The sequence below is a fragment of the Gordonia sp. NPDC003504 genome, assembly GCF_053587995.1.
Map to the genome: position 1 here is coordinate 42,763 of NZ_JBSFPC010000010.1, position 25,775 is coordinate 68,537.

The window sequence follows — 25,775 nt, forward strand, 5'->3', positions numbered from 1 at the left end:
CCGATCACCGTTCGCGGTGCATCCGGATGGATACCGCGCACAGCTGGAACCCTTCGCCAGAGGCGACCAATCAAGGTTACGGGAGCCGGTCACGTCAGGTCAAACTCGCTCCGACGAGCGTGGACGACCCCGACCTCCGGCCCCGTGTCCCGTGCTCGGCGTCAGTCCTCCACCGGCGGACCGGCCGGGCGTCCGGCGGCCCGTCGACGGGGGCGTCGGCGTACCGCGACGACCGCCTCGGTGGGCGAGGTGGAGATCGGACCGAACGTCGTCAGCGGCGCTGCGGTGGCCTCGGCGCGGATCACCGTCGGTGCCTCCGTCGTCGTCGGCGATGCCGCACGTCGCGCGGCCCGGCGCCGCGAGCGTCGCTGCCCGGAAGGTGCCTGGTTTCCCGATCCGGCACCGTTCGCACCGTTGGGGTGCACCTCGGCTGCCTGAGCCTCCGGGGTGTCGGCGGATGCCCCTCCCACGTTGTCGGCCCCAGCGTCGTCGGAACCAGCGTCGTCGGAACCAGTGCCGTCGGAACCGGCGCCGTCGACCTCGACCGCGTCGTTGTGCGACCGGCCGGTGTCGGCGTTGGTTCCCTCGGCGGCGGCGGTGCGATCGTCATCAGCGCCACCGTCATCAGCACCACCGTCATCAGCGTTCTGCTCAACCGACACCGGCTCGACGTCGTCGTCGTGCGCGTGTGCCGCCATGGCGCGGAACATCGGGTGTTCGGCCGGGTTGTGCGCGGGCTTCGCGGGGGCCTCGGCGGGCTGGTCGTTCTTGCGCTTGCCGCGGCGTGACCGCTTGGACCCGGACGCATCGCCTCGTCCGGTGTCCTCGGTCTTCACCTCGACCGGCGACGAATGCACGATCACACCGCGACCGCCGCACGACGTGCAGGTGGTCGAAAACGCTTCCAGCAGACCGGTTCCCAGCCGCTTGCGGGTCATCTGAACCAGGCCCAGCGACGTCACCTCGGATACCTGGTGACGGGTGCGGTCCCGTGCCAGCGACTCGGTGAGTCGTCGCAGCACGAGGTCGCGGTTGGATTCGAGGACCATGTCGATGAAGTCGACGATGATCATGCCGCCGATGTCACGCAGGCGCATCTGCCGCACGATCTCCTCGGCGGCCTCCAGATTGTTGCGGGTGACGGTCTCTTCGAGGTTGCCGCCGGAGCCGGTGAACTTGCCGGTGTTGACGTCGATGACGGTCATCGCCTCGGTGTGCTCGATGATCAGCGTGCCGCCCGACGGCAACCACACCTTACGGTCGAGTGCCTTGGCGAGTTGCTCGTCGATGCGGTGCACGGTGAAGGAATCCGGGGCGTCGGCGTGCGTCCGTTCGAACCGTTCGACCCGATCGAGCAGATCCGGCGCGACGGTCTGCACGTAGCCCTCGACCAGACTCCAGGCCTTGTTGCCCTCGATCACCAGCTTGCGGAAGTCCTCGTTGAACAGGTCGCGGACCACCCGCACCAGCAGATCGGGCTCTTCGTACAGTGCCCGGGGGCCGGCCGAGCCATTGCCCTTCTTCGCGTCGGCCACCGAGGCGTCGATGGACTTCCACTTGGATTCCAGCCGCTCGATGTCGGTGCCGAGGTCCTCGGCACTGACACCCTCCGAGGCGGTACGGATGATCACGCCGGCGTCGTCGGGCACCAACTTGGCCAGGACCTGCTTGAGGCGTTTGCGTTCGACGTCGGGCAGTTTGCGGCTGATGCCGGTCGACGATCCGCCCGGCACGTACACCAGGTAGCGACCGGCGAGGGAGATCTGCGTGGTCAGCCGGGCTCCCTTGTGACCCACCGGATCCTTGCTGACCTGCACGACGACGTTGTCGCCGGGCTTCAATGCCTGTTCGATCTTGCGGGAACCGCCGTCGAGTCCGGCGGCATCCCAGTTCACCTCACCGGCGTAGAGCACACCGTTGCGACCACGACCGATGTCGACGAATGCCGCCTCCATCCCGGGCAACACGTTCTGCACGCGGCCGAGGTAGATGTTGCCGACCATCGACGACGACGTCTCCGTGGTGACGAAGTGTTCGACGAGGACGCCGTCCTCGAGCACCGCGACCTGGGTGTAGTCCTCGATCACCGAGTGGTCCGAGTGATCGGATCCGGTGAGCGCGCTGTTGGCGCTGCGCTCACGCACCACCATCACCCGTTCGACCGATTCGCGCCGGGCGAGGAACTCCGATTCGCTCAGGATCGGCGGGCGGCGACGGCCCGCGTCACGTCCGTCGCGGCGACGCTGACGCTTCGCCTCGAGCCGTGTCGATCCGGAGATGCCCTGCACCTCGTCGCGGACCCGCTTGCTGCGCGGCTCCCGCTCGTGCACGACGGTGTTCGGCGGATCGTCCGGCGACGCCTCATCCGGCTCGACGCCGCCCTTGCGACGCCGGCGCCGACGCCGGCGCTTCGAGGTGGGCACCGACGCATCGGCATCATCGTCATCGGATTCCGCGCCCTCGTCGAACTCGGTGTCCTCGGCGGTCCCGGTGGCGTCGGTGTCCGAGTCTTTCTTGGCGTCCGAGTCCTTCTTGGCAGCGGATTTCGTGGCCCCGTCCTTCGCGGCCTCGTCCTTCTTGGCGTCGGACTTCTTGCCCTTCTTCTCGCCCTTCTTGGACTTCTTGCCGCCGCCGGATGCGGCATCGGCGCTGTCCTCGGCCGCGTCGTCGTCGGACGCCGCCGCGACCGAGGTGTCGTCGGAATCCTCCGAATTCGCCGAGTCGTCACCCGAGTCAGACCGTTCGCCCTGGTCGCCACGACCGCGACCGCGACCCCGACGTCCGCGACGACGCCGACGGTTACGACCCGACTCCCCTGAGCCGGCATCGTCGGAGTCCTCGGTCGATGAGTCGGCATCGGTATCGGCCTGATCGGCCGACGATTCGGTCTTCGGTGAGCTGTCGGTCACCGGTGAAGTGTCGGTCTTCGACGAGCTCTCGGTTGGCGCGATCGCGGTCCGACGACGGCCCGAACCACCCGAGCCGGTGGCCTCAGGAGCACTCGGCTGCAGGAACAGCGGGCCGTCGGCCACCTCGGTCACCACGACCGGCTCATGGCTGGCGGCGTCGGCCGCCGAGAACAGCGTCATCGCGGCGGGCTCGGCAGCACTCTCGGTGTCGGACTGAGCGCTGTCAACGGTGTCGGGAGCGCTGTCAACGTCGGACTGAGCGCTGTCAACGGTGTCGGGGGCGCTGTCAACGGTGTCGGGGGCGCTGTCAATGGGCTCGGGGGCGCTCTCGATGGGCTCGGGAGCGCTGTCAGCGTCGGACTGAGCGCCGTCAACGGTGTCGGGAGCGCTGTCAGCGTCGGACTGAGTGCTGTCAGTCGGCTCCGGCGCGCCGTCGGCGGCCTCGGGATCGCGCACCCGCTGGGCGACGGCCTCGGCCATGTCGCGTTCGATACTCGATTGTGGGCTGCGCGTGTGCGAGCCCAGTTCTGCCAGGTGGGCCAAGACCTGGCGGCTTGTCACGCCGAGTACGCGCGCCAGCGCGTGCACACGGAGTTTGCTGGGAAATTCTTCCACCGGATCCGACGCAGCGTTCGCGTCAGCCGGTGACCCGTTGTCGGTCACTCGTGTCTCCTCGAGCCCCCGGGCGCGTCGTATCGACGCGGCCACGCGAGGGCCTCATCCTGTGTCCCGGCCTTCGGCCGGTGTTGTGTGGTCTGCGCGTCCCGTCGGTGCCGGAATCCGGCTCCGCAAGACGCTCTTGCTGGGTGATGAGCTCCGGTCCACCCTCCACGCCATCGAATGGGCTGTGGCCTGTGAATGGATCACCGCTGGTGAACCACCTCGATGGGGAGGGCGGGTGGGCGGGCACAAGATGTTTCGTGCTGGTCCGACCCGTTTTCCGTTCGTCATCGGCGTCAACGCGGGCAAAGTGTGTCCGCGATAACTTCCCAAGTATCCCACACGACGGGCCGACGCCGGCACACGTGTGCCGCAATGCGCGTCGGCCCGGTGTCGTCGGCTGTCGCCGAACGCCTCAGGAGTCGAGGTCGGGGAACCAGATCGCGATCTCACGTTCCGCGGATTCGATGGAATCCGATCCGTGAACGAGGTTGTTCTGTGTGGTCAGCGCAAAGTCGCCGCGGATTGTTCCCGGAACGGCCTTTTCCACCGGGTCGGTGCCACCGGCGATCTGCCGCCACGCGGCCACGGCGCGGGGCCCCTCGACGACGGCGGCCACCAGCGGTCCCGAGGTGATGAATTCCAGCAACGACGGGAAAAAGGGTTTGCCTTCGTGTTCGGCGTAATGCTTACGCGCCACCTCGTCGCTGACCTGGGTCAACTCGAGGGCGATCAGGGTCAGGCCCTTGCGCTCGATGCGGGCGATGACGTCGCCGACCAGCGATCGGGCGACGCCATCGGGCTTGATCAGTACCAGTGTCCGTTCAGTCACTCCGACACTGTATCCATCGGGACCGTTCTGATCAGGAGCAGTACTCGATCAGGGGCAGTACTCGCCGGAAATCGGATACACCCCGTAGTCGAACAAATTCCCGCTGTCGGGTTGCGGGTCGACGATGATCTGCAGGCAGCCCCGCGGGTCGGCCAGCGCCGCCTTCATCGCCACATCGAGGCGCGCCGCCAACGCGGCGTTGGCCGGGCGGTAGTCGGCGGGCACCGGCAGGGCGAGGATCGCCTCCGGGATGCTCATCGTCGACAGTTGCTTGGTCACCGAGTGGGTGGCGGTGTACCCGAACGATCCAGCCGGCACCGACATCGGCGGACCGGCCTGCGGAATCTCGAGGACCGAAACACCCGGCGTCGTCTCGGTGGGTGCGGCGGGCTCCGCGTGCGCGATTCCCGCCGACAGCGCCGATGCCAGTGCCGCACCAACCCCGACGGCCAGCGCCGCCGCGCGGAATCGTGTCGAAAAACGGCTGGTGGGCAGGGTGCTGGGTCGATCGACGGTCACGCGGCTCCTCACGGGTTGACGTCAGATGCGATACCGACTCGTGTCGGCATCGGAATCGATGTGCCACGGACATGCGGCAGACGCGCAGTTGTCCCCGGACACACTGGCCGCCATTGTGGCACCGTCGCGTTCCCGGGGAGCCACGGACAGGTCACGATCCGGTCGCGGTGCGTACACACCTCATGCGTTGCCGATCGGCTCCTGCCCGGCGAGACGACCCTCGCGCATCCGGCGGGCGACGTCGTTGCGTACGTAGCGGATATAGATCCACACGAACAGGAAGATGACCCCGACGACGGCGATCGACCAGTGGAAGATGCCGCCGAGGATCACCGGCACCTGCAGACCGAGATCGATGTCGAGGGCACGGGGACGCTTCTGGATGCCGGCGGCGAGGATCAGCAGCAGCGTGACGACGCCGAGGTAGACGCCGGAGAACCAGGACAGTCCCGGTCCGATCTTTGCGACCACCGGGAACGTCAGCGCCATGACGATGACCTCGAGGATCAACGTTCCGGCCATCACGCCACGCAGACCGCGCCACGGGTCGGTGGCCGGGGCGGTGAAACCCGGGTGTTCGTCGGCCTGATTCACGAGGGTTCCTTCCCGAAGAGGGTTCGCCCGGCACCGGCGGTGACCACCGACCCGGTGATGATGACGCCCGCGCCGGAGACCGGCTGGCCCTCGGATTCCTCGGCGAGGCCGATGGCCGCGGCCACCGCGTCGGGCAGGAACGGCTCCACCACCACGCGGTCCTCACCGAACACCTCGCGGGCGATCTCGGCGAGGTCCTCGGCGTCGAGGGCGCGGGGCGAACCGTTGTTGGTCACCACCACCTGATCGAGGATCGGCTCGAGCGCACCGAGGAGACCCTCGGCGTCCTTGTCACCGAGGACGCCGATCACGCCGACGAGGCGGCGGAAATCGAACTGGTCGGTCAGCGCCCGCGCCAAAGCCTGTGCCCCGTGCGGATTGTGGGCGGCGTCGACAAACACACTCGGCGCGCTGCGCACCCGTTCGAGGCGGCCGGGGCAGGTCACCGACGCGAATCCCGCTCGCACGGCGTCGATGTCGAGTTGACGATCGGGCCCGGCCCCGAAGAACGCCTCCACCGCCGCGAGCGCGAGCGCCGCGTTGGCCGCCTGATGTTCACCGTGCAGCGGCAGGAACACCTCGTCGTACACGCCCCCGAGGCCCTGTATCCGGAGCTGTTGGCCGCCAACGGCGGTCACCGATTCGAGGACGGCGAACTCCGAATTCTGGCGGGCGACAATGGTTCCCTTCTCGACGGTCTCGCGCAGCAGGACGTCGATCACCTCGGGTTGCTGCGGCGCGATCACCGTCACCGGATCGACCTGAACCAGCTCGTCCTTGCCGCGCTTGATGATTCCGGCCTTCTCCCCCGCGATCGCGGCCAGGGTGTCGCCGAGGTAATCGGCATGATCCATGGCGATGGGCGTGATGACGGCTACGGTCGCGTCGACGACGTTGGTCGCATCCCAGCGGCCACCCATCCCGGTCTCGACCACCGCCACGTCGATGGGCGCCTCGGCGAAGTAGGCGTAGGCGATCGCGGTGAGCACCTCGAACTTGCTCATCCGCGGGCCGTCGGCGGCCGTCGACGAATCGTCGACCATCGTGATGTAGGGCTCGAGATCACGGTAGGTGTCGATGTAGGCGCGCGCCGAGATCGGTTGCCCGTCAACGGCGATACGTTCGGTGACCCGCTGCAGATGCGGGCTGGTGATGCGGCCGGTGCGCCGGTGCAGCGCGATCAGCAGCGCGTCGATCATCCGGGTCACCGACGTCTTGCCGTTGGTTCCGGCCACATGAATCGCCGGGTAGGCGTGCTGCGGCGAACCCAGCAGATCCATCAGCGTCGAGATCCGGGCGAGGGACGGATCGATCTTCGTCTCCGGCCATCGCGTGTCGAGTTCGGCCTCCAGGTCGGCGAGTTCGGCGAGATCCGAGGCGCTGTCGACCCGGAAGATCGGCGCGTCGGGATCGTCGACGTCGGAGCTCTCGGCGTCGTCGGTCAGCAGCGAGGCCAGATCCATCCGGTCCGGTTCGATCGCACCCGGATCCTCGAAACCGGCGAGATCCTCGGCGGTGAAGATGGGTTCGTCGGCCTCCATCTCGTCGGCCCCCATCTCCTGACCGTCATCGTCGACGGCGTCGTCCCTGCGGTCGCTCACGATCCTCCCAGCGAGGCGAGTTTGGCGGTCAACCGTTCCACCTCTTCGGTGGCGATCTCCTGCCGCGCCTTGATCTTGGAGACGACCGGCTCGGGCGCCTTCGACAGGAACTGCTCGTTGCCCAGTTTCGCCGTGGTCTGCGCCAGTTCCTTCTCCGCCGCCGCGAGATCCTTGGTGATGCGTTTGCGTTCGGCGGCCACGTCGACGGTTCCGGACGTGTCGATCTGCACGCCGACGGTGGCGGCCGACAGGCGCACCTCCAGCGTCGCGGTCGCGGTGAACGCGTCGGACGGATCCTCCAGTCGCGCCAGCGAGGCGATGGCGGGCGTCAACGGCTCCAGACCCGACTCGGCAAGACGATCGAAACGCACCGGCACCTTCTGACCGGGTTTGAGTCCCTGATCGCTGCGGAATCGGCGCACCTCGGTGATCAGCTTCTGCAGATCCTCGACGCTGCTCGCGGCCGCGGCATCTGCCGGGCGTTCCGACGGCAGCGGCCACGGCGCGATCACCACCGACTCGCCTCCCGTCAACGCCGTCCACAGCACCTCGGTGACGAACGGCATCACCGGGCTCAGCGCCCGCAACAGTGGGTCGAGCACCGCACCGAGCACCAGACGTGTTGTCTGCGAACGACTCTCATCGCCCTCGGCGAACTGGACCTTGGCGAGTTCGAGATACCAGTCGCAGAACTCGTCCCAGGCGAAGTGATACAGCGCCTCACACGCCTTGGAGAACTCGAAGGACTCGAGGCCGGCCTGCACCTGTGCGAGCACCTCGTCGAGCCGGGTGAGGATCCAGCGATCGGCGACGGCCAGCTGCTCCGGCGCCGGGACCTCGCCGAGGGTGGCACCGTTCATCAGGGCGAACTTGGTGGCGTTGAACAGCTTGGTCGCGAAGTTGCGCGACGACGACGCGTGGTCCTCGCCGACCGAGATGTCGCTGCCCGGATTCGCCCCGCGCGCCAGGGTGAACCGCAGCGCGTCGGCGCCGAAGCGTTCCACCCAGTCCAGCGGATCGATGCCGTTGCCCTTGGACTTGCTCATCTTCCGGCCGTGCTCGTCGCGCACCAATCCGTGCAGGAAGAGGTTGTGGAAGGGAACCTCGTTGCCTGGCCCGAGGTCCTTGCCGACGTAGGTGCCGAACATCATCATCCGCGCCACCCAGAAGAACAGGATGTCGTAACCGGTGACGAGAACCGATGTGGGATAGAACTTCTCGAGGTCGGCGGTCTGATCGGGCCAGCCCATCGTGGAGAACGGCCACAGCCCGGAGGAGAACCACGTGTCGAGGACGTCGGTCTCCTGGGTGTAGCCGGCCGGCGGCGTCTCGTCGGGACCCACGCACACCACCTCGCCGTCGGGTCCGTACCAGATCGGGATGCGGTGACCCCACCACAGCTGCCGCGAGATGCACCAGTCGTGCATGTCGTCGACCCAGGCGAACCACCGCGGTTCCATGGTCGTCGGGTGGATGACGGTCGACCCGTCGCGCACCGCGTCGCCGGCGGCCTTGGCCAGCGAGGACACATCGACCCACCACTGCATCGACAGGCGCGGCTCGATCGGTTCGCCGGTGCGTTCGGAATGACCGACGCTGTGCAGATACGGCCGCACCTCCTTGACGATGCGTCCCTGCTCGGCCAGCGCCTCCCGGATCCGCACACGCGCTTCAAAGCGGTCCATCCCGTCGAACGGTGTTCCGGTGCCCGAGATCCGGGCCTGGGTGTCCATGATCGTGGGCATCGCCAGGTTGTGACGCTGCCCGAGCGCGAAGTCGTTCGGGTCGTGCGCCGGGGTGATCTTGACCGCGCCGGAACCGAACTCAGGGTCGACGTAGTCGTCGGCCACGATCGGGATCCTGCGGTCGACGAAAGGATGCTCGAGTTCGGTGCCCACCAGGTGGGCGTAGCGCTCGTCGTCGGGGTGCACCGCGATCGCGGTGTCACCGAGCATCGTCTCCAGTCGGGTGGTCGCGACCACGATGTGCGGCTGCGCGTCGTCGAGCGAACCGTAACGGAAGCTGACGAGTTCGCCCTCGACGTCGGCGTAGTTGACCTCGATGTCGCTGACCGCGGTCTGCAGCACCGGCGACCAGTTGACCAGGCGTTCGGCCTGATAGATCAGCCCGTCGTCGTACATCTTCTTGAAGACGGTGGCCACCGCCCGCGAGAGGCCCTCGTCCATGGTGAAGCGTTCGCGGCTCCAGTCGACGCCGTCACCGAGGCGGCGCATCTGTTCGCCGATGTTGCCGCCGATCTCCACCTTCTCGGCCCACACCCGTTCGATGAACTTCTCGCGCCCCAGGTCGTCGCGGGTGAGTCCCTCGTCGGCCAGCTTGCGTTCGACCATCGTCTGCATCGCGATCGCCGCATGATCCATGCCGGGCAGCCAGAGGACCTCATAGCCCTGCATGCGCCGCCACCTCGACAGCGCATCCATCAGGACATGCTCGTAGGCATGCCCCATGTGCAGGGAACCGTTGACGTTGGGCGGCGGGATGACGATCGAGAATGCGGGCTTCTCACTTGCCGCGTCGGCGGTGAAGTAGCCGGCGTCGACCCACCCCTGATACAGCTTCGCCTCGTGTTCGGCGGGGTCCCAGGACTTCGGCAGCTCGCGGGAGGATTCGGGTGTGCTCACCCCACAATCTTAGGGAACGCCTCCGGCGCTAGATCCCGGAGGCCGCGCGCAGCCGGTGCAGGTCCTCGGGGGCATTCACGTTGGTCAGCCAGTCCGGATCGGACACAGTCACCCGACGTGTCGCCAGCGCGTCGAGCACGGCGGTCATCCGTTTCTCTCCGGTCGCCACCAGCTCGGCGATCCTCGACACCGCCGAGGTGCGATACACCCCGGCCATCGGGTGATCACGTTCGGTGTCGTGGGCGATCACCGCGTCGGCGGAGTCGACGACCGCTCCGGACAGCTCGTCGATCAGTCGGGCCGAGATCAGTGGCATGTCCGTGGCGCAGACGAAGGCCAGATCGGCGCCGGCCTGCGCGGCGGCGGCCAAGCCGACGGCCAGGCCACCCACCGGACCGGCCTCGGGCGCCTCGTCGGTGACCCAGGTGGCCTCCGGGCCGCCGGTGCCGTGCAACAGCCGATAGGCCGACGACGACTGCGCCGCGACCACGAAGACCGGCTCGCAGCGCTCCGAGGAGATCCGCACGATGCGCGCCAGCATCGGTTCGCCGTCCCAGTCCAACGCGGCCTTGTCCGTTCCCATCCGCCGCGATCGCCCCCCGGCGAGCACGATGGCGGCGAGTCGGGATTGCTGTGTGGTGTTCGTCATGACACACAGTGTGATCGATATCGGGTCACAAATACGCGAAGATGAGCAGATGAACCATCGGGAAACGACGCCGGTCGACGAACCCGCCGACGTCCACGTCGGTCACATCAAGACCTATGCGGCGGGCGTGCCCGCGGTGGCGGTGGCACTGCGTCGCGGTATCGAGCAGATGGGCACCGTGCGGACCGCACGGACCCTGGCAAAACTGAACCAGCGCAACGGTTTCGATTGCCCCGGGTGCGCCTGGCCGGAAACCCCCGGGCACCGTAAGCACGCCGAGTTCTGCGAGAACGGCGCCAAGGCGGTGGCCGAGGAGGCGACCCGCCGGGTGGTGACCCCGGAGTTCTTCGCGGCGCATCCGATCGACGACCTGCGCACCCGCTCGGGGTACTGGCTGTCCCAGCAGGGCCGGCTGACCCACCCGATGTACCTCGCGCCGGGCGACACCCACTACCGACCGGTGAGCTGGGACCAGGCCAATCACATCATCGCCGACGAACTGCGCGCGATGGATCACCCCGATCAGGCCGTCTTCTACACCTCCGGACGCACCAGCAACGAGGCCGCCTTCGTCTATCAGTTGTTCGCCCGCAGCCTCGGCACCAACAACATGCCCGACTGCTCCAACATGTGCCACGAGTCGTCCGGCACCGCGCTGACCGAGGCGATCGGCATCGGCAAGGGTTCTGTGTCGGTCCCCGATCTCGAGACCGCCGACCTGATCATCGTCGCGGGACAGAACCCGGGCACCAATCACCCGCGCATGCTCTCCACGCTCGAGAAGGCCAAGCGCGGCGGTGCGCGCATCGTCGCGATCAATCCGCTGCCGGAGGCCGGACTGATGCGGTTCAAGGATCCGCAGCGTCCCAGCGGTGTCGTCGGCGACGGCGTGCGGCTGGCCGACGATTTCCTGCAGATCCGCATCGGCGGTGACATGGCGCTGTTCCGCGGCATCTGCCGAATGCTGCTCGACGACGAAAACGAAAGTCCCGGAACGGTCTTCGACCATGACTTCCTGCGCGACAGGTGTGCGGGGGTGCAGCCCTATCTCGATCTGCTCGGCGCAGTCGACACCGACGAGATCCTCGCCGCCACCGGACTCGACCATGCCACGATCCGCGACCTGGCAACCCGGGTCGCGCGGTCACAGCGAGTGGTGCTGTGCTGGGCGATGGGCCTCACCCAGCAACGCCACGGTGTGGCGACCATCGCCGAGGGCGTCAACATGCTGCTGTTGCGCGGGATGATCGGCAAGCCCGGCGCCGGCGTCTGCCCGGTGCGCGGCCACTCCAATGTGCAGGGCGATCGCACGATGGGCATCTACGAGAAGATGCCGGAGACATTCCTGGCCGCACTCGACGCGGAGTTCGGCATCGCCAGTCCCCGGACGCACGGATACGACACCGTCGCGGCCATCGACGCCATGCACCGCGACGAGGTGCGGGTGTTCATGGCGATGGGCGGCAACTTCGTCGCCGCCGCCCCCGACACCCGGATCACCGAGGAGGCGCTGGGTCGCTGCCGACTGACCGTGCAGGTGAGTACCAAACTCAACGAGTCCCACCTCGCGAACGGCACCGCCGCACTGATCCTGCCCAGCCTGGGCCGCACTGACAAAGACATCGTCGACGGTGTGGCACAACAGGTATCGGTCGAGGACTCGATGTCGGTGGTACACCTGTCCCGCGGATCGCTGACACCGTCATCACCGCTGTTGCACAGCGAGGTCGCCATCGTCTGCGATCTGGCGACGACGACCTTCGGCCCGGATCACCCCGTCGACTGGACCGCCATGGCCCGCGACCACGACGTCATCCGCGACCACATCTCCCGGGTCATCCCCGGCTTCACCGACTTCAACACCCGCGTGCGCGCCAAGGATGGATTCGTGCTCCCGCACCCACCGAGGGATTCGCGGGAGTTCGCCACCAGCACCGGTCGGGCCAACCTCGCCGCCCATCCCCTGCGGTGGGTGCCGGTCCCCGACGGACGGCTGATCCTGCAGACGCTGCGCAGCCACGACCAGTACAACACCACGGTGTACGGCCACGACGATCGTTACCGCGGCATCAAGGGCAATCGCCGGGTGATCATGGTCCATCCCGACGACATCGCCGCACACGGCCTGACCGCGGGTGATCACGTCGACATCGTGTCGGAGTTCGCCGGGCCCGACGGGCCGGAGGAACGACGCGTCACCGACTTCGAGGTCGTCGCCTACGACACCCCGCGCGGCAATGCCGCCGGCTACTACCCGGAGACCAATCCCCTCGTCCCCCTCCACCTGGTGGCCGAGGAATCCAACACTCCGGTGTCCAAGGCCGTCGTCATCCGGCTCGAGCGCGCCGCGAACAGCCCGGACTGATTCGGGCAGCACAACGACGAGGGCCGCTCCACGATCTGATCGTGGAGCGGCCCTCGTCGTGTCCGTGCGTGGGGTGCGTGTCAGGCGCTCTTGTCGCGCCGCTCGTCGTCGTTGTCGCTACGCGGGACGATCGTCGGGAGCACGTTGTCGTTCACGGTCTCGCCCGTGACGACGACCTTCTCCACATCGTCGCGGCTCGGGATGTCATACATCACCGGCAGCAGCACCTCCTCCATGATGGCGCGGAGCCCACGGGCGCCGGTGCCACGATGGATCGCCTGATCGGCGATCGCCTCGAGCGCATCGGTGGTGAACTCGAGTTCCACGTTGTCCATCTCGAAGAGCCTGGTGTACTGCTTGACCAGCGCGTTCTTCGGCTCCGACAGGATGGATACGAGTGATTCCTTGTCCAGGTTGGTCACCGAGGCGATGATCGGCAGACGGCCGATGAACTCCGGGATCAAACCGAACTTGATCAGATCCTCCGGCATGACCTCGGCGAAGTGATCGGTGGTGTCCACCTCGTTCTTGGAGGCCACCTCATTGCCGAAACCGATGCCGCGCTTACCGATTCGTTCGGAGATCACCTTCTCCAGGCCGGCGAAGGCACCCGCCACGATGAACAGCACGTTGGTGGTGTCGATCTGGATGAATTCCTGATGCGGATGCTTACGGCCACCCTGCGGGGGCACCGACGCCTGGGTCCCCTCGAGGATCTTCAGCAGCGCCTGCTGCACACCCTCACCGGACACGTCGCGGGTGATCGACGGGTTCTCGCTCTTGCGGGCGATCTTGTCGACCTCGTCGATGTAGATGATGCCGGTCTCGGCACGCTTGACGTCGTAGTCGGCGGCCTGGATGAGCTTCAGGAGGATGTTCTCGACGTCCTCGCCGACGTAGCCGGCCTCGGTCAGGGCGGTCGCGTCGGCGATGGCGAACGGCACGTTGAGCATCTTCGCGAGGGTCTGCGCGAGATAGGTCTTTCCGCAGCCGGTGGGGCCGAGCATCAGGATGTTCGACTTCATCAGCTCGACGCTCTCACCGCCGCGCGCTTCCTTCTTCTCGCCCGCCTGGATCCGCTTGTAGTGGTTGTAGACTGCCACCGCGAGGGTCCGCTTGGCGGTGTCCTGGCCGATGACGTAGTTCTCCAGGAAGTCCTTGATCTCGGCGGGCTTGGGCAGCTCGTCGAGCTTCACGTCACCGTTCTCGGCGAGTTCCTCTTCGATGATCTCGTTGCAGAGATCGATGCACTCGTCGCAGATGTACACACCGGGACCGGCGATGAGCTTCTTGACCTGCTTCTGACTCTTTCCGCAGAAGGAGCACTTCAGCAGATCGCCACCATCTCCGATACGTGCCATCTTGTGCTGTACCTACTTCCTCGATGTGTCCGCACCACCTGCGTGGATCGCCACCGGATCGGCGACGACGCCACCGGCGGTGCGGTCGGTCGTGAGCTGCCCGCGGGCAGGCTCGACGGGCGTCACGAAAGGCTCGTTCACCCGACGGTACCCGCGGTCGCGCGTGACTTCGACCGCTTGGGCCAAATGTCGCGCAGATTGCCGGAAAGAGCCGGTGGTCGCGGTGCCGCGACCACCGCTCACCCTCACTTCTTCAGCGACTTCTTGCGGTATTCGAACACCTCGTCCACGATGCCGTACTCCTTGGCGGCAGCGGCGGTGAGGATGTTGTCGCGGTCGGTGTCCTTGCGGATCTTCGCCGGATCCTGTCCGGTGTGGCCCGCCAGGATCTCGTCGAGCCGGTTGCGGATCCGCTCGATCTCGGCGGCCTGGATCTCCAGGTCGGAGACCTGTCCCTGGTAGGCGCCGCCGGTGCGGGGCTGGTGGATGAGGATCGTCGCGTTGGGCAGCGCGGCACGTTTGCCGGGGGTGCCACCGGCCAGCAGGATCGCCGCGGCCGATGCCGCCTCACCGAGGCAGACGGTGACGATGTCGCAGTGGACGTACTGCATGGTGTCGTAGATGGCCAGCATGTCGGGCACGCTGCCGCCCGGCGAGTTGATGTACATGGTGATGTCGCGGTCGGGATCCTGCGACTCGAGCACCAGCAGCTGCGCCATCACGTCATTGGCGACGGTCTGGTCGATCGGCGTACCGACGAAGACGATGCGCTCCTCGAACAGCTTGGCGTAGGGATCGTACTGCCGCTGCCCGTTGGGGGTGTGCTCGATGAACTGCGGGAGGATGTAGCGCGCCTCAATACCCTTGAGCGCCAAGGCCGAGGCGGGAATTCCGGCGGCCACGTCGGCCGGAAGCGAGTCATACATGTTGGTCATGGTCCTACTCCGTGAAGGTGGTGGTGGGATGGTCTCGACTGCTACCGAGCGACTACTGCGAGCCGATCGCGGCACGGGCGATCACATGGTCGACGAGGCCGTAGTCCTTGGCCTCGGCCGCGGTGAACCACTTGTCGCGGTCGGCGTCGGCCTCGATCTTCTCCAACGGCTGCCCACTGAACTCGGCGTTGAGCCGGTTCATCTCCTTCTTGGTGGCGGCGAACTGCTCGGCCTGGATCGCGATGTCGGCGGCGGTACCACCGATGCCGGCGGACGGCTGGTGCATCATGATCCGGGCGTGCGGCAGGGCGTGCCGCTTGCCCTTGGCCCCGGCGGCGAGCAGGAACTGCCCCATCGACGCGGCCATCCCCATCGCGTAGGTGGCGACGTCACACTCGGCGAGCTGCATGGTGTCGAAGATCGCCATGCCCGCGGTCACCGATCCGCCCGGCGAGTTGATGTAGAGATGGATGTCCTTGGTCGGGTCCTCGGCCGCCAGCAACAGGATCTGCGCGCACAGCCGGTTGGCGATGTCGTCGTCGACCTGGGTGCCGAGGAAGATGATCCGTTCCCGCAGCAGCCGCTCGAACACCGAATCGGTGAGGTTCAGCCCGGCAACACCCGAACTCATCGAAGGCGTGCGGCCGCCAGAGGACATTGCACCCGCGGGGTCAACAGTCGGATTGCTCACGATTCCTACCTTTACCTGTCGTAGCTCTTTCACGTACCGGCCGGACCGGCACCTGTACTTCGCACGTCGTTCGCTCGTCACCGACACTAACCAATCCGGTGCCACGGGCACTCCCGTCAACGCCCGTCTTCGCTCACAGCAGAACCGAATCGGTGGACCGGAGGACAAGACATGACAGCCGGACACCTCGTGCGGTGTCCGGCTGTCAGGTCACGGTGAAGCGATCAGGCGTCAGAGCTCTTGTCTTCTGCGCCCTTGTCTTCTGCGCCCTTGTCCTCCGCGCCCTTGTCCTCCGCGCCCTTGTCCTCTGCGGTGGCGTCGGCATCCGCACCGTCCTCGTCGGCGGTGCCGAAGAACTCCGTGGTGTCGACGGCGTTGCCGTCGGTGTCGGTGACGGTGACCTCACCGACGATGCCGAGCAGCGCCTTGTTGCGCCGCACGTCGGCGTAGACGGCGCCGACCTGGTTGGCCTGGGTCAGCTGCTGGATGAACTCCTGCGGAGCCATCCCGTACCGCTGTGCGGAGAAGAGGATCTGCTGGGTCAGCTCGTCTTGACTGACCTCGGTGTCCTGCTGCTCGGCGATGGCGTCGAGGAGCAGCTGCTGACGGACCGACTTCTCGGCGGTCTCGCGGGCGTCGGCCTCGAAGGCCTCCCGCGTGGTGCCCTGGGCCTCGAGGAGCTGGGCAAAGATGGCCTCGTCATGTCCGATGCTGTGCAGGACCTGCTCAAGGGAGTTGTCGACCTCGGCCTGCACGACGTTCTCCGGCAACGGGACCTCGACCTTGGCGAGCAGTTCGTCGAGGACAGCGTCGCGGACCTTGTTGGCCTGCTCCATCTTCTTCGATTGCGCCACCCGCTCGGCCAGCGACTCACGAAGTTCGTCGACGGTGTCGAATTCGCTTGCCATCTGCGCGAATTCGTCGTCGAGTTCGGGCAGCTCGCGTTCCTTGACCGAGTTCACGGTCACGGTGACGTCGGCTTCCTCGTCGGCGTGCTCACCAGCGACGAGTGTGGTGGTGAAGACCTTCGACTCGCCGGCCTTGAGTCCGACGAGGGCCTCGTCGAGGCCGTCGATGAGGTCACCGGCGCCCACCTCGTGGGACAGGCCCTCGGTGGAGGCCTCTTCGACCGGTTCGCCGTCGATGGTCGCGGCCAGGTCGATCGACACCATGTCGCCGTCCTGCGCACCGCGATCCACGCCGGTGAGGGTGCCGAAACGGGCACGCAGGCCCTCGATCTGCTCGTCGACGGCGTCCTCGTCGTCGGCGATCGGATCCACCTCGACCGACAGGGTCGAGTAGTCCGGGAGTTCGAGTTCGGGACGGACGTCGACCTCGGCGGTGAACGAGATCGACTCGCCGTATTTGAGTTCCTCGAGATCGATCTCGGGCTGACCGATGGCCTTGGTCTCGGTCTCGGCGACGGCCTGGCTGTACTTGCCGGGCAGCGCGTCGTTGACGACCTGCGCGAGGATCGAGTCGCGACCGACGCGCGCCTCGATGAGCTTCGCGGGGGCCTTGCCCGGGCGGAAGCCGGGGATGCGGACCTGCTGTGCGAGGGCCTTGTAGGCCCGGTCGAAGTCGCCCGAGAGCTCCTCGAACGGGACTTCCACGTTGAGCTTCACCCGGGTGGGGCTCAGCTGCTCGACGGTGCTCTTCACGCCTGATGCTCCTTATATCTGCGTTGCGTACGCCATGATCGTCGCGGCCCCCATTCCGTGGGCCGTCATCGGTTCTGTCGGGATGACAGGATTTGAACCTGCGACCCTCCGCTCCCAAAGCGGATGCGCTACCAAGCTGCGCCACATCCCGTGGGCCCGTTCACCGGACACGCCGCCATCGCGACGTGTCGAAGCAGGGCCGACAGCCGATCTTACGGGTCGGGCACCGAAGGAGAAAAACCGGTCCACCCCACGCAGCCGATCGGGGCCCGGAGACCCGCCGCGAGGCAGGCGATTTCTGATCCGGGGCACCGAACCTGTACAGTCTCATGCGCGCACTTCGCACGGCCCCTCTCGGGCGGTTGTGACGGCGCACGCGGGTGTAGCTCAATGGTAGAGCCCTAGTCTTCCAAACTAGCTACGCGGGTTCGATTCCCGTCACCCGCTCGCGCACTGCCCCGGTCCCCTCAGACCGGGGCATTCTGCGTTTTTCGCCGCAAGGTACTCGGGAGCGTGACCTCACGCCCGCGGCGTCACCATTTTGTGGTCGAAGGCGTAGATCACCGCGGCCGCCCGATCGCGCACGCCGAGTTTGGTGAAGATCTTGCCGACGTGACTCTTGACCGTGACCACCGAGATCACCAGTTCGGCGGCGATCTCGTCGTTGGTCAGTCCCCGTCCGATCAGTCCGAGCACCGTCATCTCGCGCGCGGTGAGATGATCCGGCGCCGCTGCCGCATCGGTGGTGACCGGCATGGACCGGTACGCGTCGAGAACGTGTCCGGTGACCGCCGGATCGAGGACGGCCTCACCCGCAGCGACCACTCGCACCGCGCGGATGAGGTCTTCGGCGGGCGAGTCCTTCAACACGAATCCGGCCGCGCCCGCCCGTAGAGCCTCCGACAGGAGTTGCTCGTCGCGGTAGGTCGTCAGCACCAACACCGGCGGCGCCCCCGCACAGTCGGACAATCTGCGAGTGGCCTCTGCCCCGCCGACGCGTCTCATCCGCAGATCCATCACCACGACGTCGGGCCGATGCGCGGCGACCATGTCGGGCACCTCGTCGCCGTCGCCGCATTCGGCGACGATCTCGAAACCGTCCTTGGCCCGCAGGATGCGGCGCAGACCCGCGCGCACCAGTTCCTGGTCGTCGACCAGCGCCACCCGGGTCACGCCGACGTCACCGCCGGGATGTGGTCTCGTGCGCACCCATCCGGGTCGGCGACGTCCGCGATCCCGGCCGGCAGCGTCGCCTCCACCATCCATCGGCCCGCGACCACGCCGACGTCGACGGTTCCGCCGAGGTTGCGCACCCGGGAGTCCATCCCACGCAGACCCGACCCGCCCCGGCCGCGACGGAGGTTGGGCGGCACCGGATTTGCCACCCGGATCACCAACCGGCCATCACCCGCCGGCCCGACGTGCACGGTCACCGACGCCCCCGGCACATGTCTGCTCGCGTTGGACAGGGATTCCTGAACCACCCGGTACACCGCCAGCCCGGTTCCGGCGGTGACGGGTCCGACGTCGGCGAGGTCACCGTCGATCTCGACACCGGCCCGGCGGAAACCGTCGATCAGATCGTCGAGGTCGGCCACCCCCGGTTGCGGATCACCGTCCATCCCCTCGCCCCGCAGCAACTCGATGGTGTGACGGACGTCGTGCATGGCGGCGCGGCCGACCTTCTCGGCGTCCTCGAGGGCCTCGGCCGCCTCCGAGCGGTCATCAGCCGAGCGGTCATCAGCAGAGCGGCCGGCGTCCTCGCGCAGCGCACGCCGGGCCGCGGTGACGTTGAGCAGCACAATGCTCAACGAATGTGCGAGTACGTCGTGGATCTCACCCGCGATCGCCGCCCGGTCCAGTGCGGCCTGCTGGGTACGCGCGGTGCGCTCGGCCCGCAACAGATGCAGCTGTTTCTGCATCAGGTGGCCGACCACACCGGCGAAACCGACCATCAGGGCCAGCAGCCAGCCCTGGTCGATGACACCGGCCAGGCCCCCGCCGACGGCGGTGAGCGACAGCGCGGCCGTGGTGATCAGTCCCCGGTGGCCGGTGGCGATGGCGGCGGTGACGGTGGCGGACAGCGGCAGCAACAGCGACGCGACATCCACGTGCACCGGCGTCTGCCAGAACAGCACCACCGAGATGATCGACGACGCGGCCAGGCCCATCACCCACGGGCGAAGTGGCGCCACCAGACACAGCAGGTGAGGCGCCACGCTGACCAGCGCGCCGGCCACCGGCCACAACCAGGCGGCACCGTGCACCCCGTCGATGCCGCGTTGCACAACCGCCGCCACGCACAGCGTCACCACCGCGAGGTCGGCGATCATCATGTACCCGGGCGGATAGTCGAAACCGAAGCGTTCCATCGCGTGCCGGTAATGGGCGTCCAACCAGCGCATCCGCCGATTCTATCGCCGCGTGACGCCCACCACATCCACCCACGGTCGGATTCTCCGGTCCTGCCCGGGACGGACGGAAAGATCCACCCGCAGCCCGCTGACCTGCGACGACATTCTTCCTAGCGTTATCGGTACCCCCACACCGGGGTCCGATCGAAGGGAAGACATCATGTGGCTGCTCCTCGGAATCACCATCCTCGTTCTCGTGCTCCTCGCCTGGCTCACACACGACCCCGACAACATGGATTACCGCGGACGTGAGGAGCGGGCCGCCTTCGCCGCCCGCGAGCGTCGCATCCGTACGGCGCGGTTCTCATGAGCGCGAGTCGCATGAGTGCCCCGACCATCCGTCCGCACACCGCGCCCGCGGGGCGCTGGTTCGCCGCCGCGTCCGACGCCCGGTCGGGTCTGCACACCCTTGATGGCGAGGCGGGTCCGCTGGCCGCCGACGACGCCCGCGACCTGCCGCGCGCACCACTGGCCCGTCCCGCGTCGCTGTGGCGGACGATCGACTTCGCCCGCAACGAAACCGACCTGATGTTCGCCGACGCCGCCCGATTGGGCGATGTGGTCTCCTATGACCTCGTCGGCGGGCCCGGCGCGATCGTGACGATCTCCGATCCCGGCCACATCCGGTCGATCGTGACGGCCGCGCCGGAGATCGCGCCCTCGGCCACCCGCCATTCCCTGCTGCGGCCCATCGTCGGCGGAGAGTCGGTCCTGACGACACTCGGCGAGCAGCATCGTCGTCAGCGCGCCCGGTTGATGCCCGCGTTTCACCGTTCCGCGGTCGCCGACTGCCGTGGTCACATCGAGCGGGCCTGCGGTGAGCGGATCGATCGGTGGCGGCCGGGTTCGGAGGTGGCGGTGGCCGGCGTCGCCGAGGACATCACCCTCGACGTCATCACCCGTGTCGCCTTCGGCCTCACCGACGACGCCGCGTCGACTCCGGCCGAGCGTGCCCTGCGGGTCGCGGTGCGACGCAGCATGCGGTTCTCGACGACACGCATCGGGGTCGCCGCGCAGTTGCGCAATGCGCGCAGCGAGGAGGCGACCGGAATTCTCGCGCTGGGTCTGGCGCCGCTGGACCGCGCCGTGCACCGACTGATCGCCGAACGCCGCAGCCTCGACGACAGCGGTCACGGCGACACCGACCGCGACGACGTACTGTCGGTCCTGCTCGCCGCCCGAACGCCCGACGGCGCCCGACTCTCCGACTCCGAGATCAGGGACGAACTGGTCGGCCTCCTCCTCGCCGGTCACGAGACGACGGCCCACACCACGGCGTGGGTGTTCGAGCGTCTGACCCGCCATCCGCGCATGCTGGCCGACGCGCGTGATGCGGCACGCGCCGGCGAACGCGACCTCATCGACGCGGTGATCGCCGAGACGATGCGGTGCCGTCCGGTGGTTCCGTCCATCGCGCGAGAAGTGTTGCGTCCCTGGCAGTTCGGACGATTCCGTGTGGACGCGGGCACCGTGGTGATCGCGAGCACGATACTGCTGCATCATCGCGACGACCTCTACCCGCAGCCCTTCGCATTCCGGCCGGAACGGTTCCTCGGCACGCGTCCGTCACCGCACGCCTTCCTCCCCTTCGGGGGCGGCAACCGCCGTTGCCTGGGCGCACATCTGGCGATGGCCGAACTCGACATCATCGTCACCGAGGTCCTGCGCCGGGTCGACCTCGAGGCCACCGACCGCGCGCCCGAGCGGCCGCGGCACCGCAATGTCACGATGATCCCGGCGGACGGGGGTCGCGACCGCGCACGTGCGGTGCACTGACGCCCGGCGCCGACGGGTCGCCCACGGCGTCCGCCACACGGCCGTCCGTTGATGTGATATTCGCCACATTCGGCGTAGTCTGAAGCCATGTCTTCCAGTCATGTGAAAAGCCAACGCAAGTGCCCCTCGTGCGGGGCGAATCTGCACGTCCGCAAGGACGTCGCGACCAGCGAGGGAGGTCACCGCCGCGTCGACACGATGCTCGTGTGCCGCGACGAGGCCTGCTCGGAACCCGCACGCCACCTCCACACCGAGCACCTGCAGACCGCCTGAGCCCGGTCCCACGTCACCACGGCCGCACCTGGTCATTTGTTCCAGTTGACAGCGGTGGCGTGACCCAAGAGATTGTGACCCGGGCGGGGGTCCTGCGGCGGTACTCCACACCGCGCAGGCGTGCAGGCACAATCCCTTGGGGGGACCTTGTCCACAATCTTCGGCCGTCGCGTGCGCACGGCCGCGCTCACCCGGCTCGCGTGTATCGCGTTGACGGTCGCGGGTCTCGGCGCGGCGATCACCGCCACCGCCGCCGGCCCGGCACACGCCGACAACGTCGCATTGCCCACCTCACTGAGTGACCCGTTCTACGCCGCGCCCGCCGACATCGGGCGTTTCCGCGACGGCGACATCATCGCGACCCGCACCCGTGTCAACCCGCCGGCATTCGTCGATGTGCGGACGTATCAGATCAAGTTCCGCACGACCGACAGCGAGGGCGCGCCGATCGCCGCGGTCACCACGCTGCTCGTTCCGGTTCACAAGCAGGCCAACGGGCCGTTGCTGTCGTTCCAGCACATCATCAACGCCACCGGACTCGAATGCGCCCCCTCGCAGGCACTGTGGACCAGCGACCCGAACCTCACGATCCGCGAGGCACCCGGCCTCAACGTCGCGCTGCAACGCGGCTGGACGATCGCCATCCCCGATCACCTCGGGCCGCGTAGCTCCTACGGCGCGGCGAAACTCGGTGGCCAGATCACCCTGGACGGCGTCCGCGCGGTACAGCACTTCTCCCCCGCCGGCGTCGCGCGGAGCAAGGTCGCGATGGCCGGATACTCCGGCGGTGGCATGGCCACCGCGTGGGCTGCCGCCCTCGCCCCCACCTACGCCCCCGACCTCGACATCGTCGGTGCGGCCTACGGTGGCGTGCCGATGGATCTGATCAAGATGGCGGAGGGTCTGGGCTACAACAATCCGCATCCGGCCTTCGGTCTCGCCTTCGCCGCCGCCATCGGACTCTCGCGCGAGTATCCGCAACAGATTCCGATGCTGAAGTATCTGTCGCCGGTGGGGATGCGCATGTTCCTCGAGATGCGCAACGCCTGCACCAACGACATCCTGCGTCTCGGCGCGGGCCATTCGGCCAAGGAGGTGTCGGTCGGCGGCGAGCAGATCTTCGAAGACCCCACGGCGCGGCGTGTGGTCCGGGACAACAGTCTCGTCTTCTATCCGGGCACACCCACCACGCCGATCTTCGAGTGGCACAGCCCCACCGACGTGCTGATCCCGGTGTCGTCGATCGATCAGACCCTGGGGCGCTACTGCCGGGCCGGGGTGCGGGTGCAACACTTCTCGACACCGTCACCGGACCACATGTCGGCCGCCGTGATCGGGCTGCTGCCCGCCTTCAATTACCTCGGTGACCGATTCGCGGGCATCCCGGCGCCCAGTACGTGCTGAGTGTGTCGCTTGTCACATCGAATTTTCTCAGGGTCCCTCACCTGTTGTTTCGACATATCGCATCCCCGATGCGGAACCGTCACACACCGCCGACCCCGCAGGCCTTTGGCCGAAAGACAACGGTTGTGTAACGATGGTGGCTGCGCACTCCGGGGGGATGCGCCTGGAGTTTCCCGAAAGCAAAGGTTTCAACGTCCCGTGCTGAACACCACTTCCTCTCGCCGCCGTCGCCGCGGAGGCTTCCGCCTTGTCGCCGTCGTCCTCGGCGTGATCGCGATGGCCTTCGCCCTTCCGGGTCTGGCACAGGCGGCGCCCGTGACCGTCGTGCCCGGCCTGCCGCCGGTCGAGATTCCCGCCATCCCGGGTCTCCCGACTCCGCCGACCCAGACCCCGACGCCGGAGACCACCACTCCGCCGCCGACGACCACGACGCCGGAGACCCCCGGTGTCCCGGCCGTCCCGCGTGTCTCGACACCGACCGGATGGGTGGCCCTGGCCGACGACGCCAGCCACACCATCTACTGGTACAAGGACGGCGACTTCGTGAAGTCGATGCCGATCTCGATGGGCTCCAGTGAGCACCCGACTCCGAACGGTGTGTACCACACCAAGGAGAAGTACCGTGACATGTACATGGACTCCTCCACCTACGGCGTGCCGGTCGACTCCCCCGAGGGCTACCGCACCTACGTCGAGTACGCGACCCGCATGTCCTGGGACGGCATCTTCATCCACGCCGCACCGTGGTCGCTCGCCCAGCAGGGCGTGAGCAATGTCAGCCACGGCTGCATCAACGTGAGCACCGAGAACGGCAAGTGGGTCTACGACACCATCGGTCGCGGAACCCCCATCGTGGTCCGTGGCACCATCGGAGGCCAGTACACCGGCGACTGAGCGCCTCCGCGCTTCACTGAGCTGATACCGCTGAGGCTGACACCACTGAGCTGATGCCACGAAGGCCGGTCCCGACAGGGACCGGCCTTCGTCGTTCGGTGTGGTGGCCGGTGGGGGTGGCCGCGGGGCGCCGTTGTCAGACGGCCGCGTCGGCGTCGAGATCGAGGGAACGGCCCTCCGCGCGCACGCGGGCGATGGCCCGCATCTTGTTCGACGCGTCGAGTGCGGCCACCTTGTAGCCCTCTGCGAGTGTCGGGTAGTTGAACACCGCGTCGACCAGATAGTCGATGGTGCCGCCCAGGCCCATCACCGTCTGCCCGATGTGCACGAGTTCGGCGGCGTTGGACCCGAAGGCGTGCACACCCAGCAGGGTCCGGTCCTCGGCGTGGACGAGCAGTTTCAGCAGGCCGTAGGAGTCGCCCATGATCGCGCCGCGGGCCAGTTCGCGGTATCGGGCGACCCCCACCTCGAACGGGATGTTGGCGGTGGTCAGCTGATCCTCGGTCCGCCCGACGAAACTGATCTCCGGGATCGCGTAGATACCGATCGGCTGCAACTCCTCCGCCGTCTCCCCGACCGGTTCGCCGAAGGCGTGGTAGGCGGCACGACGTCCCTGCTCCATCGAGGTGGCCGCCAGCGCGGGGAAGCCGATGATGTCGCCGACGGCATAGATGTGCTCGACCTCGGTCCGGAAATGTCCGTCGACCTTCAGTCGGCCGCGGGAATCCGCGGTCAGCCCGGCGGCCTCCACCTTCAGCTCGTCGGACACACCCTGCCGCCCGGCGGAGTACAGGACGGTGTCGGCGGGGATCTGCTTGCCGGATTCGAGGACCGTCAAGGTGCCCGACGGATGCGTCTCGACGGTCTTGACGTGCTCACCGAACCGGAAGGTCACACCCCGTTCGCGGAGCTGGTACTGCAGGGCCTCGACGATCTCCCGGTCGCAGAAGTCCAGCATCGCCGGACGTTGCTCGATGACGGTCACCTTGGTGCCCAGGGCGGCGAACATGGAGGCGTACTCGATACCGATCACGCCCGCGCCCACCACGACCATCGAGCCGGGTACCCGATCCATCTCCAGGATCTGATCGGAGTCGACGACGGTCTCGCCGTCGAACTCGACGGTCTTCGGACGGGCGGGGCGGGTACCCACCGCGATGACGAACTTGTCCGACGTCACCCGTTTGAGGTCGCCGGTCGCGTCTTCGATGATGATCTCGTGCGGACTCGTGAACTGCGCACTGCCGGTGAAGATGCTCACCCCGTTGCGTGCCAACTGGTTCTGGATGACGTCGATCTCTTTGCCCACGACGTGCATGGTCCGCGCGGTGAGGTCGCTGACGGTGATGTCGGTCTTGAGCCGGTAGGACTGTCCGTACAACTCGCGTTGATTGAGACCCGTCAGGTACAGCACGGCCTCCCGCAACGTCTTCGACGGGATCGTGCCGGTGTTGATGCAGACGCCGCCCATCATGTGACGTCTCTCGACGATGGCCGCTCGCTTACCCAGTTTGGCGGCGGCGATCGCCGCCTTCTGCCCGGCAGGCCCGGACCCGATGACGACGATGTCGAAATGATCCACCGTGGATGCTCCG

The 25,775-nt window shown here is 67.4% G+C and carries 20 protein-coding genes and 2 tRNA genes; 7 read left to right on the forward strand and 15 right to left on the reverse strand.

What is annotated here, in order from left to right:
- Nucleotides 1–161 precede the first annotated feature (161 nt).
- From ACWDPV_RS17780 to mobA, 7 genes are all read right to left on the reverse strand, one after another.
- Nucleotides 162–3,572, reverse strand: coding sequence for a translation initiation factor IF-2 N-terminal domain-containing protein (locus ACWDPV_RS17780; protein WP_449744042.1), 3,411 nt, complete (start codon nt 3,570–3,572; stop codon nt 162–164).
- Between the two features lie 412 nt (nt 3,573–3,984).
- Nucleotides 3,985–4,401, reverse strand: coding sequence for a nucleoside-diphosphate kinase (gene ndk, locus ACWDPV_RS17785; RefSeq protein ID WP_348803362.1), 417 nt, complete (start codon nt 4,399–4,401; stop codon nt 3,985–3,987).
- 48 nt (nt 4,402–4,449) lie between these two features.
- Nucleotides 4,450–4,920, reverse strand: a complete 471-nt coding sequence (locus ACWDPV_RS17790) for a hypothetical protein (RefSeq protein ID WP_449744043.1) — start codon at nt 4,918–4,920, stop codon at nt 4,450–4,452.
- 180 nt (nt 4,921–5,100) lie between these two features.
- The gene (locus ACWDPV_RS17795) at nt 5,101–5,442 is read right to left on the reverse strand and encodes a DUF4233 domain-containing protein (protein WP_449744124.1); all 342 of its coding nucleotides are present in this window, start codon (nt 5,440–5,442) and stop codon (nt 5,101–5,103) included.
- A gap of 68 nt (nt 5,443–5,510) precedes the next feature.
- The gene (gene folC, locus ACWDPV_RS17800; RefSeq protein ID WP_449744125.1) at nt 5,511–7,055 is read right to left on the reverse strand and encodes a bifunctional tetrahydrofolate synthase/dihydrofolate synthase; all 1,545 of its coding nucleotides are present in this window, start codon (nt 7,053–7,055) and stop codon (nt 5,511–5,513) included.
- Nucleotides 7,056–7,111: 56 nt separating this feature from the next.
- Entirely contained in the window at nt 7,112–9,757 is a 2,646-nt protein-coding gene (locus tag ACWDPV_RS17805) for a valine--tRNA ligase (protein WP_449744044.1), read from the reverse strand.
- Nucleotides 9,758–9,785: 28 nt separating this feature from the next.
- Complete coding sequence (gene mobA, locus ACWDPV_RS17810) at nt 9,786–10,406, reverse strand: molybdenum cofactor guanylyltransferase (RefSeq protein WP_449744045.1); 621 nt, start codon at nt 10,404–10,406, stop codon at nt 9,786–9,788.
- A gap of 49 nt (nt 10,407–10,455) precedes the next feature.
- On the opposite strand from mobA, the gene ACWDPV_RS17815 reads away from it, so the two are divergent.
- Nucleotides 10,456–12,771: an FdhF/YdeP family oxidoreductase gene (locus tag ACWDPV_RS17815; RefSeq protein WP_449744046.1), complete on the forward strand. Its 2,316-nt coding sequence runs from the start codon at nt 10,456–10,458 to the stop codon at nt 12,769–12,771.
- A gap of 80 nt (nt 12,772–12,851) precedes the next feature.
- Here ACWDPV_RS17815 and clpX read toward each other — a convergent pair whose 3' ends face one another.
- The 5 genes from clpX to ACWDPV_RS17840 form a co-directional block, all read right to left on the reverse strand.
- Complete coding sequence (clpX, locus tag ACWDPV_RS17820; protein ID WP_449744047.1) at nt 12,852–14,132, reverse strand: ATP-dependent Clp protease ATP-binding subunit ClpX; 1,281 nt, start codon at nt 14,130–14,132, stop codon at nt 12,852–12,854.
- A gap of 245 nt (nt 14,133–14,377) precedes the next feature.
- Nucleotides 14,378–15,067 (reverse strand): ATP-dependent Clp protease proteolytic subunit, encoded by a 690-nt coding sequence (locus ACWDPV_RS17825; protein WP_449744048.1) that lies wholly within the window; start codon nt 15,065–15,067, stop codon nt 14,378–14,380.
- A gap of 52 nt (nt 15,068–15,119) precedes the next feature.
- Nucleotides 15,120–15,698: an ATP-dependent Clp protease proteolytic subunit gene (locus ACWDPV_RS17830; protein ID WP_348803354.1), complete on the reverse strand. Its 579-nt coding sequence runs from the start codon at nt 15,696–15,698 to the stop codon at nt 15,120–15,122.
- 284 nt (nt 15,699–15,982) lie between these two features.
- A complete protein-coding gene (tig, locus tag ACWDPV_RS17835) occupies nt 15,983–17,419 on the reverse strand; it encodes a trigger factor (protein ID WP_449744049.1) in 1,437 nt (478 codons plus the stop codon).
- 77 nt (nt 17,420–17,496) lie between these two features.
- Nucleotides 17,497–17,570, reverse strand: a tRNA-Pro gene (locus ACWDPV_RS17840).
- 225 nt (nt 17,571–17,795) lie between these two features.
- On the opposite strand from ACWDPV_RS17840, the gene ACWDPV_RS17845 reads away from it, so the two are divergent.
- Nucleotides 17,796–17,866 (forward strand) — tRNA-Gly (locus tag ACWDPV_RS17845).
- 72 nt (nt 17,867–17,938) lie between these two features.
- Here the strand turns inward: ACWDPV_RS17845 and ACWDPV_RS17850 are convergent.
- Complete coding sequence (locus tag ACWDPV_RS17850) at nt 17,939–18,628, reverse strand: response regulator transcription factor (RefSeq protein ID WP_449744050.1); 690 nt, start codon at nt 18,626–18,628, stop codon at nt 17,939–17,941.
- Complete coding sequence (locus ACWDPV_RS17855) at nt 18,589–19,824, reverse strand: sensor histidine kinase (RefSeq protein WP_449744051.1); 1,236 nt, start codon at nt 19,822–19,824, stop codon at nt 18,589–18,591. The genes ACWDPV_RS17850 and ACWDPV_RS17855 overlap by 40 nt, the downstream gene beginning before the upstream one ends.
- A 169-nt stretch (nt 19,825–19,993) precedes the next feature.
- Here ACWDPV_RS17855 and ACWDPV_RS17860 point away from each other — a divergent pair, with 169 nt between their 5' ends.
- The 5 genes from ACWDPV_RS17860 (at nt 19,994) to ACWDPV_RS17880 (ending at nt 24,180) form a co-directional block, all read left to right on the forward strand.
- Nucleotides 19,994–20,143 carry a hypothetical protein gene (locus ACWDPV_RS17860; RefSeq protein ID WP_348803349.1) on the forward strand — a complete coding sequence of 50 codons (150 nt, stop codon included), beginning with the start codon at nt 19,994–19,996 and terminating at the stop codon, nt 20,141–20,143.
- An 11-nt stretch (nt 20,144–20,154) separates the two neighbouring features.
- Complete coding sequence (locus ACWDPV_RS17865) at nt 20,155–21,609, forward strand: cytochrome P450 (RefSeq protein ID WP_449744052.1); 1,455 nt, start codon at nt 20,155–20,157, stop codon at nt 21,607–21,609.
- A gap of 87 nt (nt 21,610–21,696) precedes the next feature.
- Nucleotides 21,697–21,882, forward strand: a complete 186-nt coding sequence (locus ACWDPV_RS17870) for a hypothetical protein (RefSeq protein WP_348803347.1) — start codon at nt 21,697–21,699, stop codon at nt 21,880–21,882.
- Between the two features lie 204 nt (nt 21,883–22,086).
- A complete protein-coding gene (locus tag ACWDPV_RS17875; protein ID WP_449744126.1) occupies nt 22,087–23,286 on the forward strand; it encodes a lipase family protein in 1,200 nt (399 codons plus the stop codon).
- A 198-nt stretch (nt 23,287–23,484) separates the two neighbouring features.
- Complete coding sequence (locus ACWDPV_RS17880; protein ID WP_449744053.1) at nt 23,485–24,180, forward strand: L,D-transpeptidase; 696 nt, start codon at nt 23,485–23,487, stop codon at nt 24,178–24,180.
- A gap of 136 nt (nt 24,181–24,316) precedes the next feature.
- Here the strand turns inward: ACWDPV_RS17880 and sthA are convergent, their stop codons facing one another.
- A complete protein-coding gene (gene sthA / locus ACWDPV_RS17885; protein WP_348803345.1) occupies nt 24,317–25,762 on the reverse strand; it encodes a Si-specific NAD(P)(+) transhydrogenase in 1,446 nt (481 codons plus the stop codon).
- Nucleotides 25,763–25,775: the final 13 nt, after the last annotated feature.

What these genes read in the sequence shown, in the direction of transcription:
- ACWDPV_RS17870 (WP_348803347.1), top strand. Translation starts at nt 21,697, where the DNA reads ATGTCTTCCAGTCATGTGAAAAGCCAACGCAAGTGCCCCTCGTGCGGG.
- ACWDPV_RS17815 (WP_449744046.1), top strand. Translation starts at nt 10,456, where the DNA reads ATGAACCATCGGGAAACGACGCCGGTCGACGAACCCGCCGACGTCCAC.
- mobA (WP_449744045.1), bottom strand. Translation starts at nt 10,406, where the DNA reads ATGACGAACACCACACAGCAATCCCGACTCGCCGCCATCGTGCTCGCC.
- ACWDPV_RS17795 (WP_449744124.1), bottom strand. Translation starts at nt 5,442, where the DNA reads ATGGCCGGAACGTTGATCCTCGAGGTCATCGTCATGGCGCTGACGTTC.
- folC (WP_449744125.1), bottom strand. Translation starts at nt 7,055, where the DNA reads ATGGAGGCCGACGAACCCATCTTCACCGCCGAGGATCTCGCCGGTTTC.
- ACWDPV_RS17860 (WP_348803349.1), top strand. Translation starts at nt 19,994, where the DNA reads ATGTGGCTGCTCCTCGGAATCACCATCCTCGTTCTCGTGCTCCTCGCC.
- ACWDPV_RS17855 (WP_449744051.1), bottom strand. Translation starts at nt 19,824, where the DNA reads ATGCGCTGGTTGGACGCCCATTACCGGCACGCGATGGAACGCTTCGGT.
- clpX (WP_449744047.1), bottom strand. Translation starts at nt 14,132, where the DNA reads ATGGCACGTATCGGAGATGGTGGCGATCTGCTGAAGTGCTCCTTCTGC.
- ACWDPV_RS17865 (WP_449744052.1), top strand. Translation starts at nt 20,155, where the DNA reads ATGAGTGCCCCGACCATCCGTCCGCACACCGCGCCCGCGGGGCGCTGG.
- ACWDPV_RS17825 (WP_449744048.1), bottom strand. Translation starts at nt 15,067, where the DNA reads ATGACCAACATGTATGACTCGCTTCCGGCCGACGTGGCCGCCGGAATT.
- ACWDPV_RS17830 (WP_348803354.1), bottom strand. Translation starts at nt 15,698, where the DNA reads ATGAGTTCGGGTGTTGCCGGGCTGAACCTCACCGATTCGGTGTTCGAG.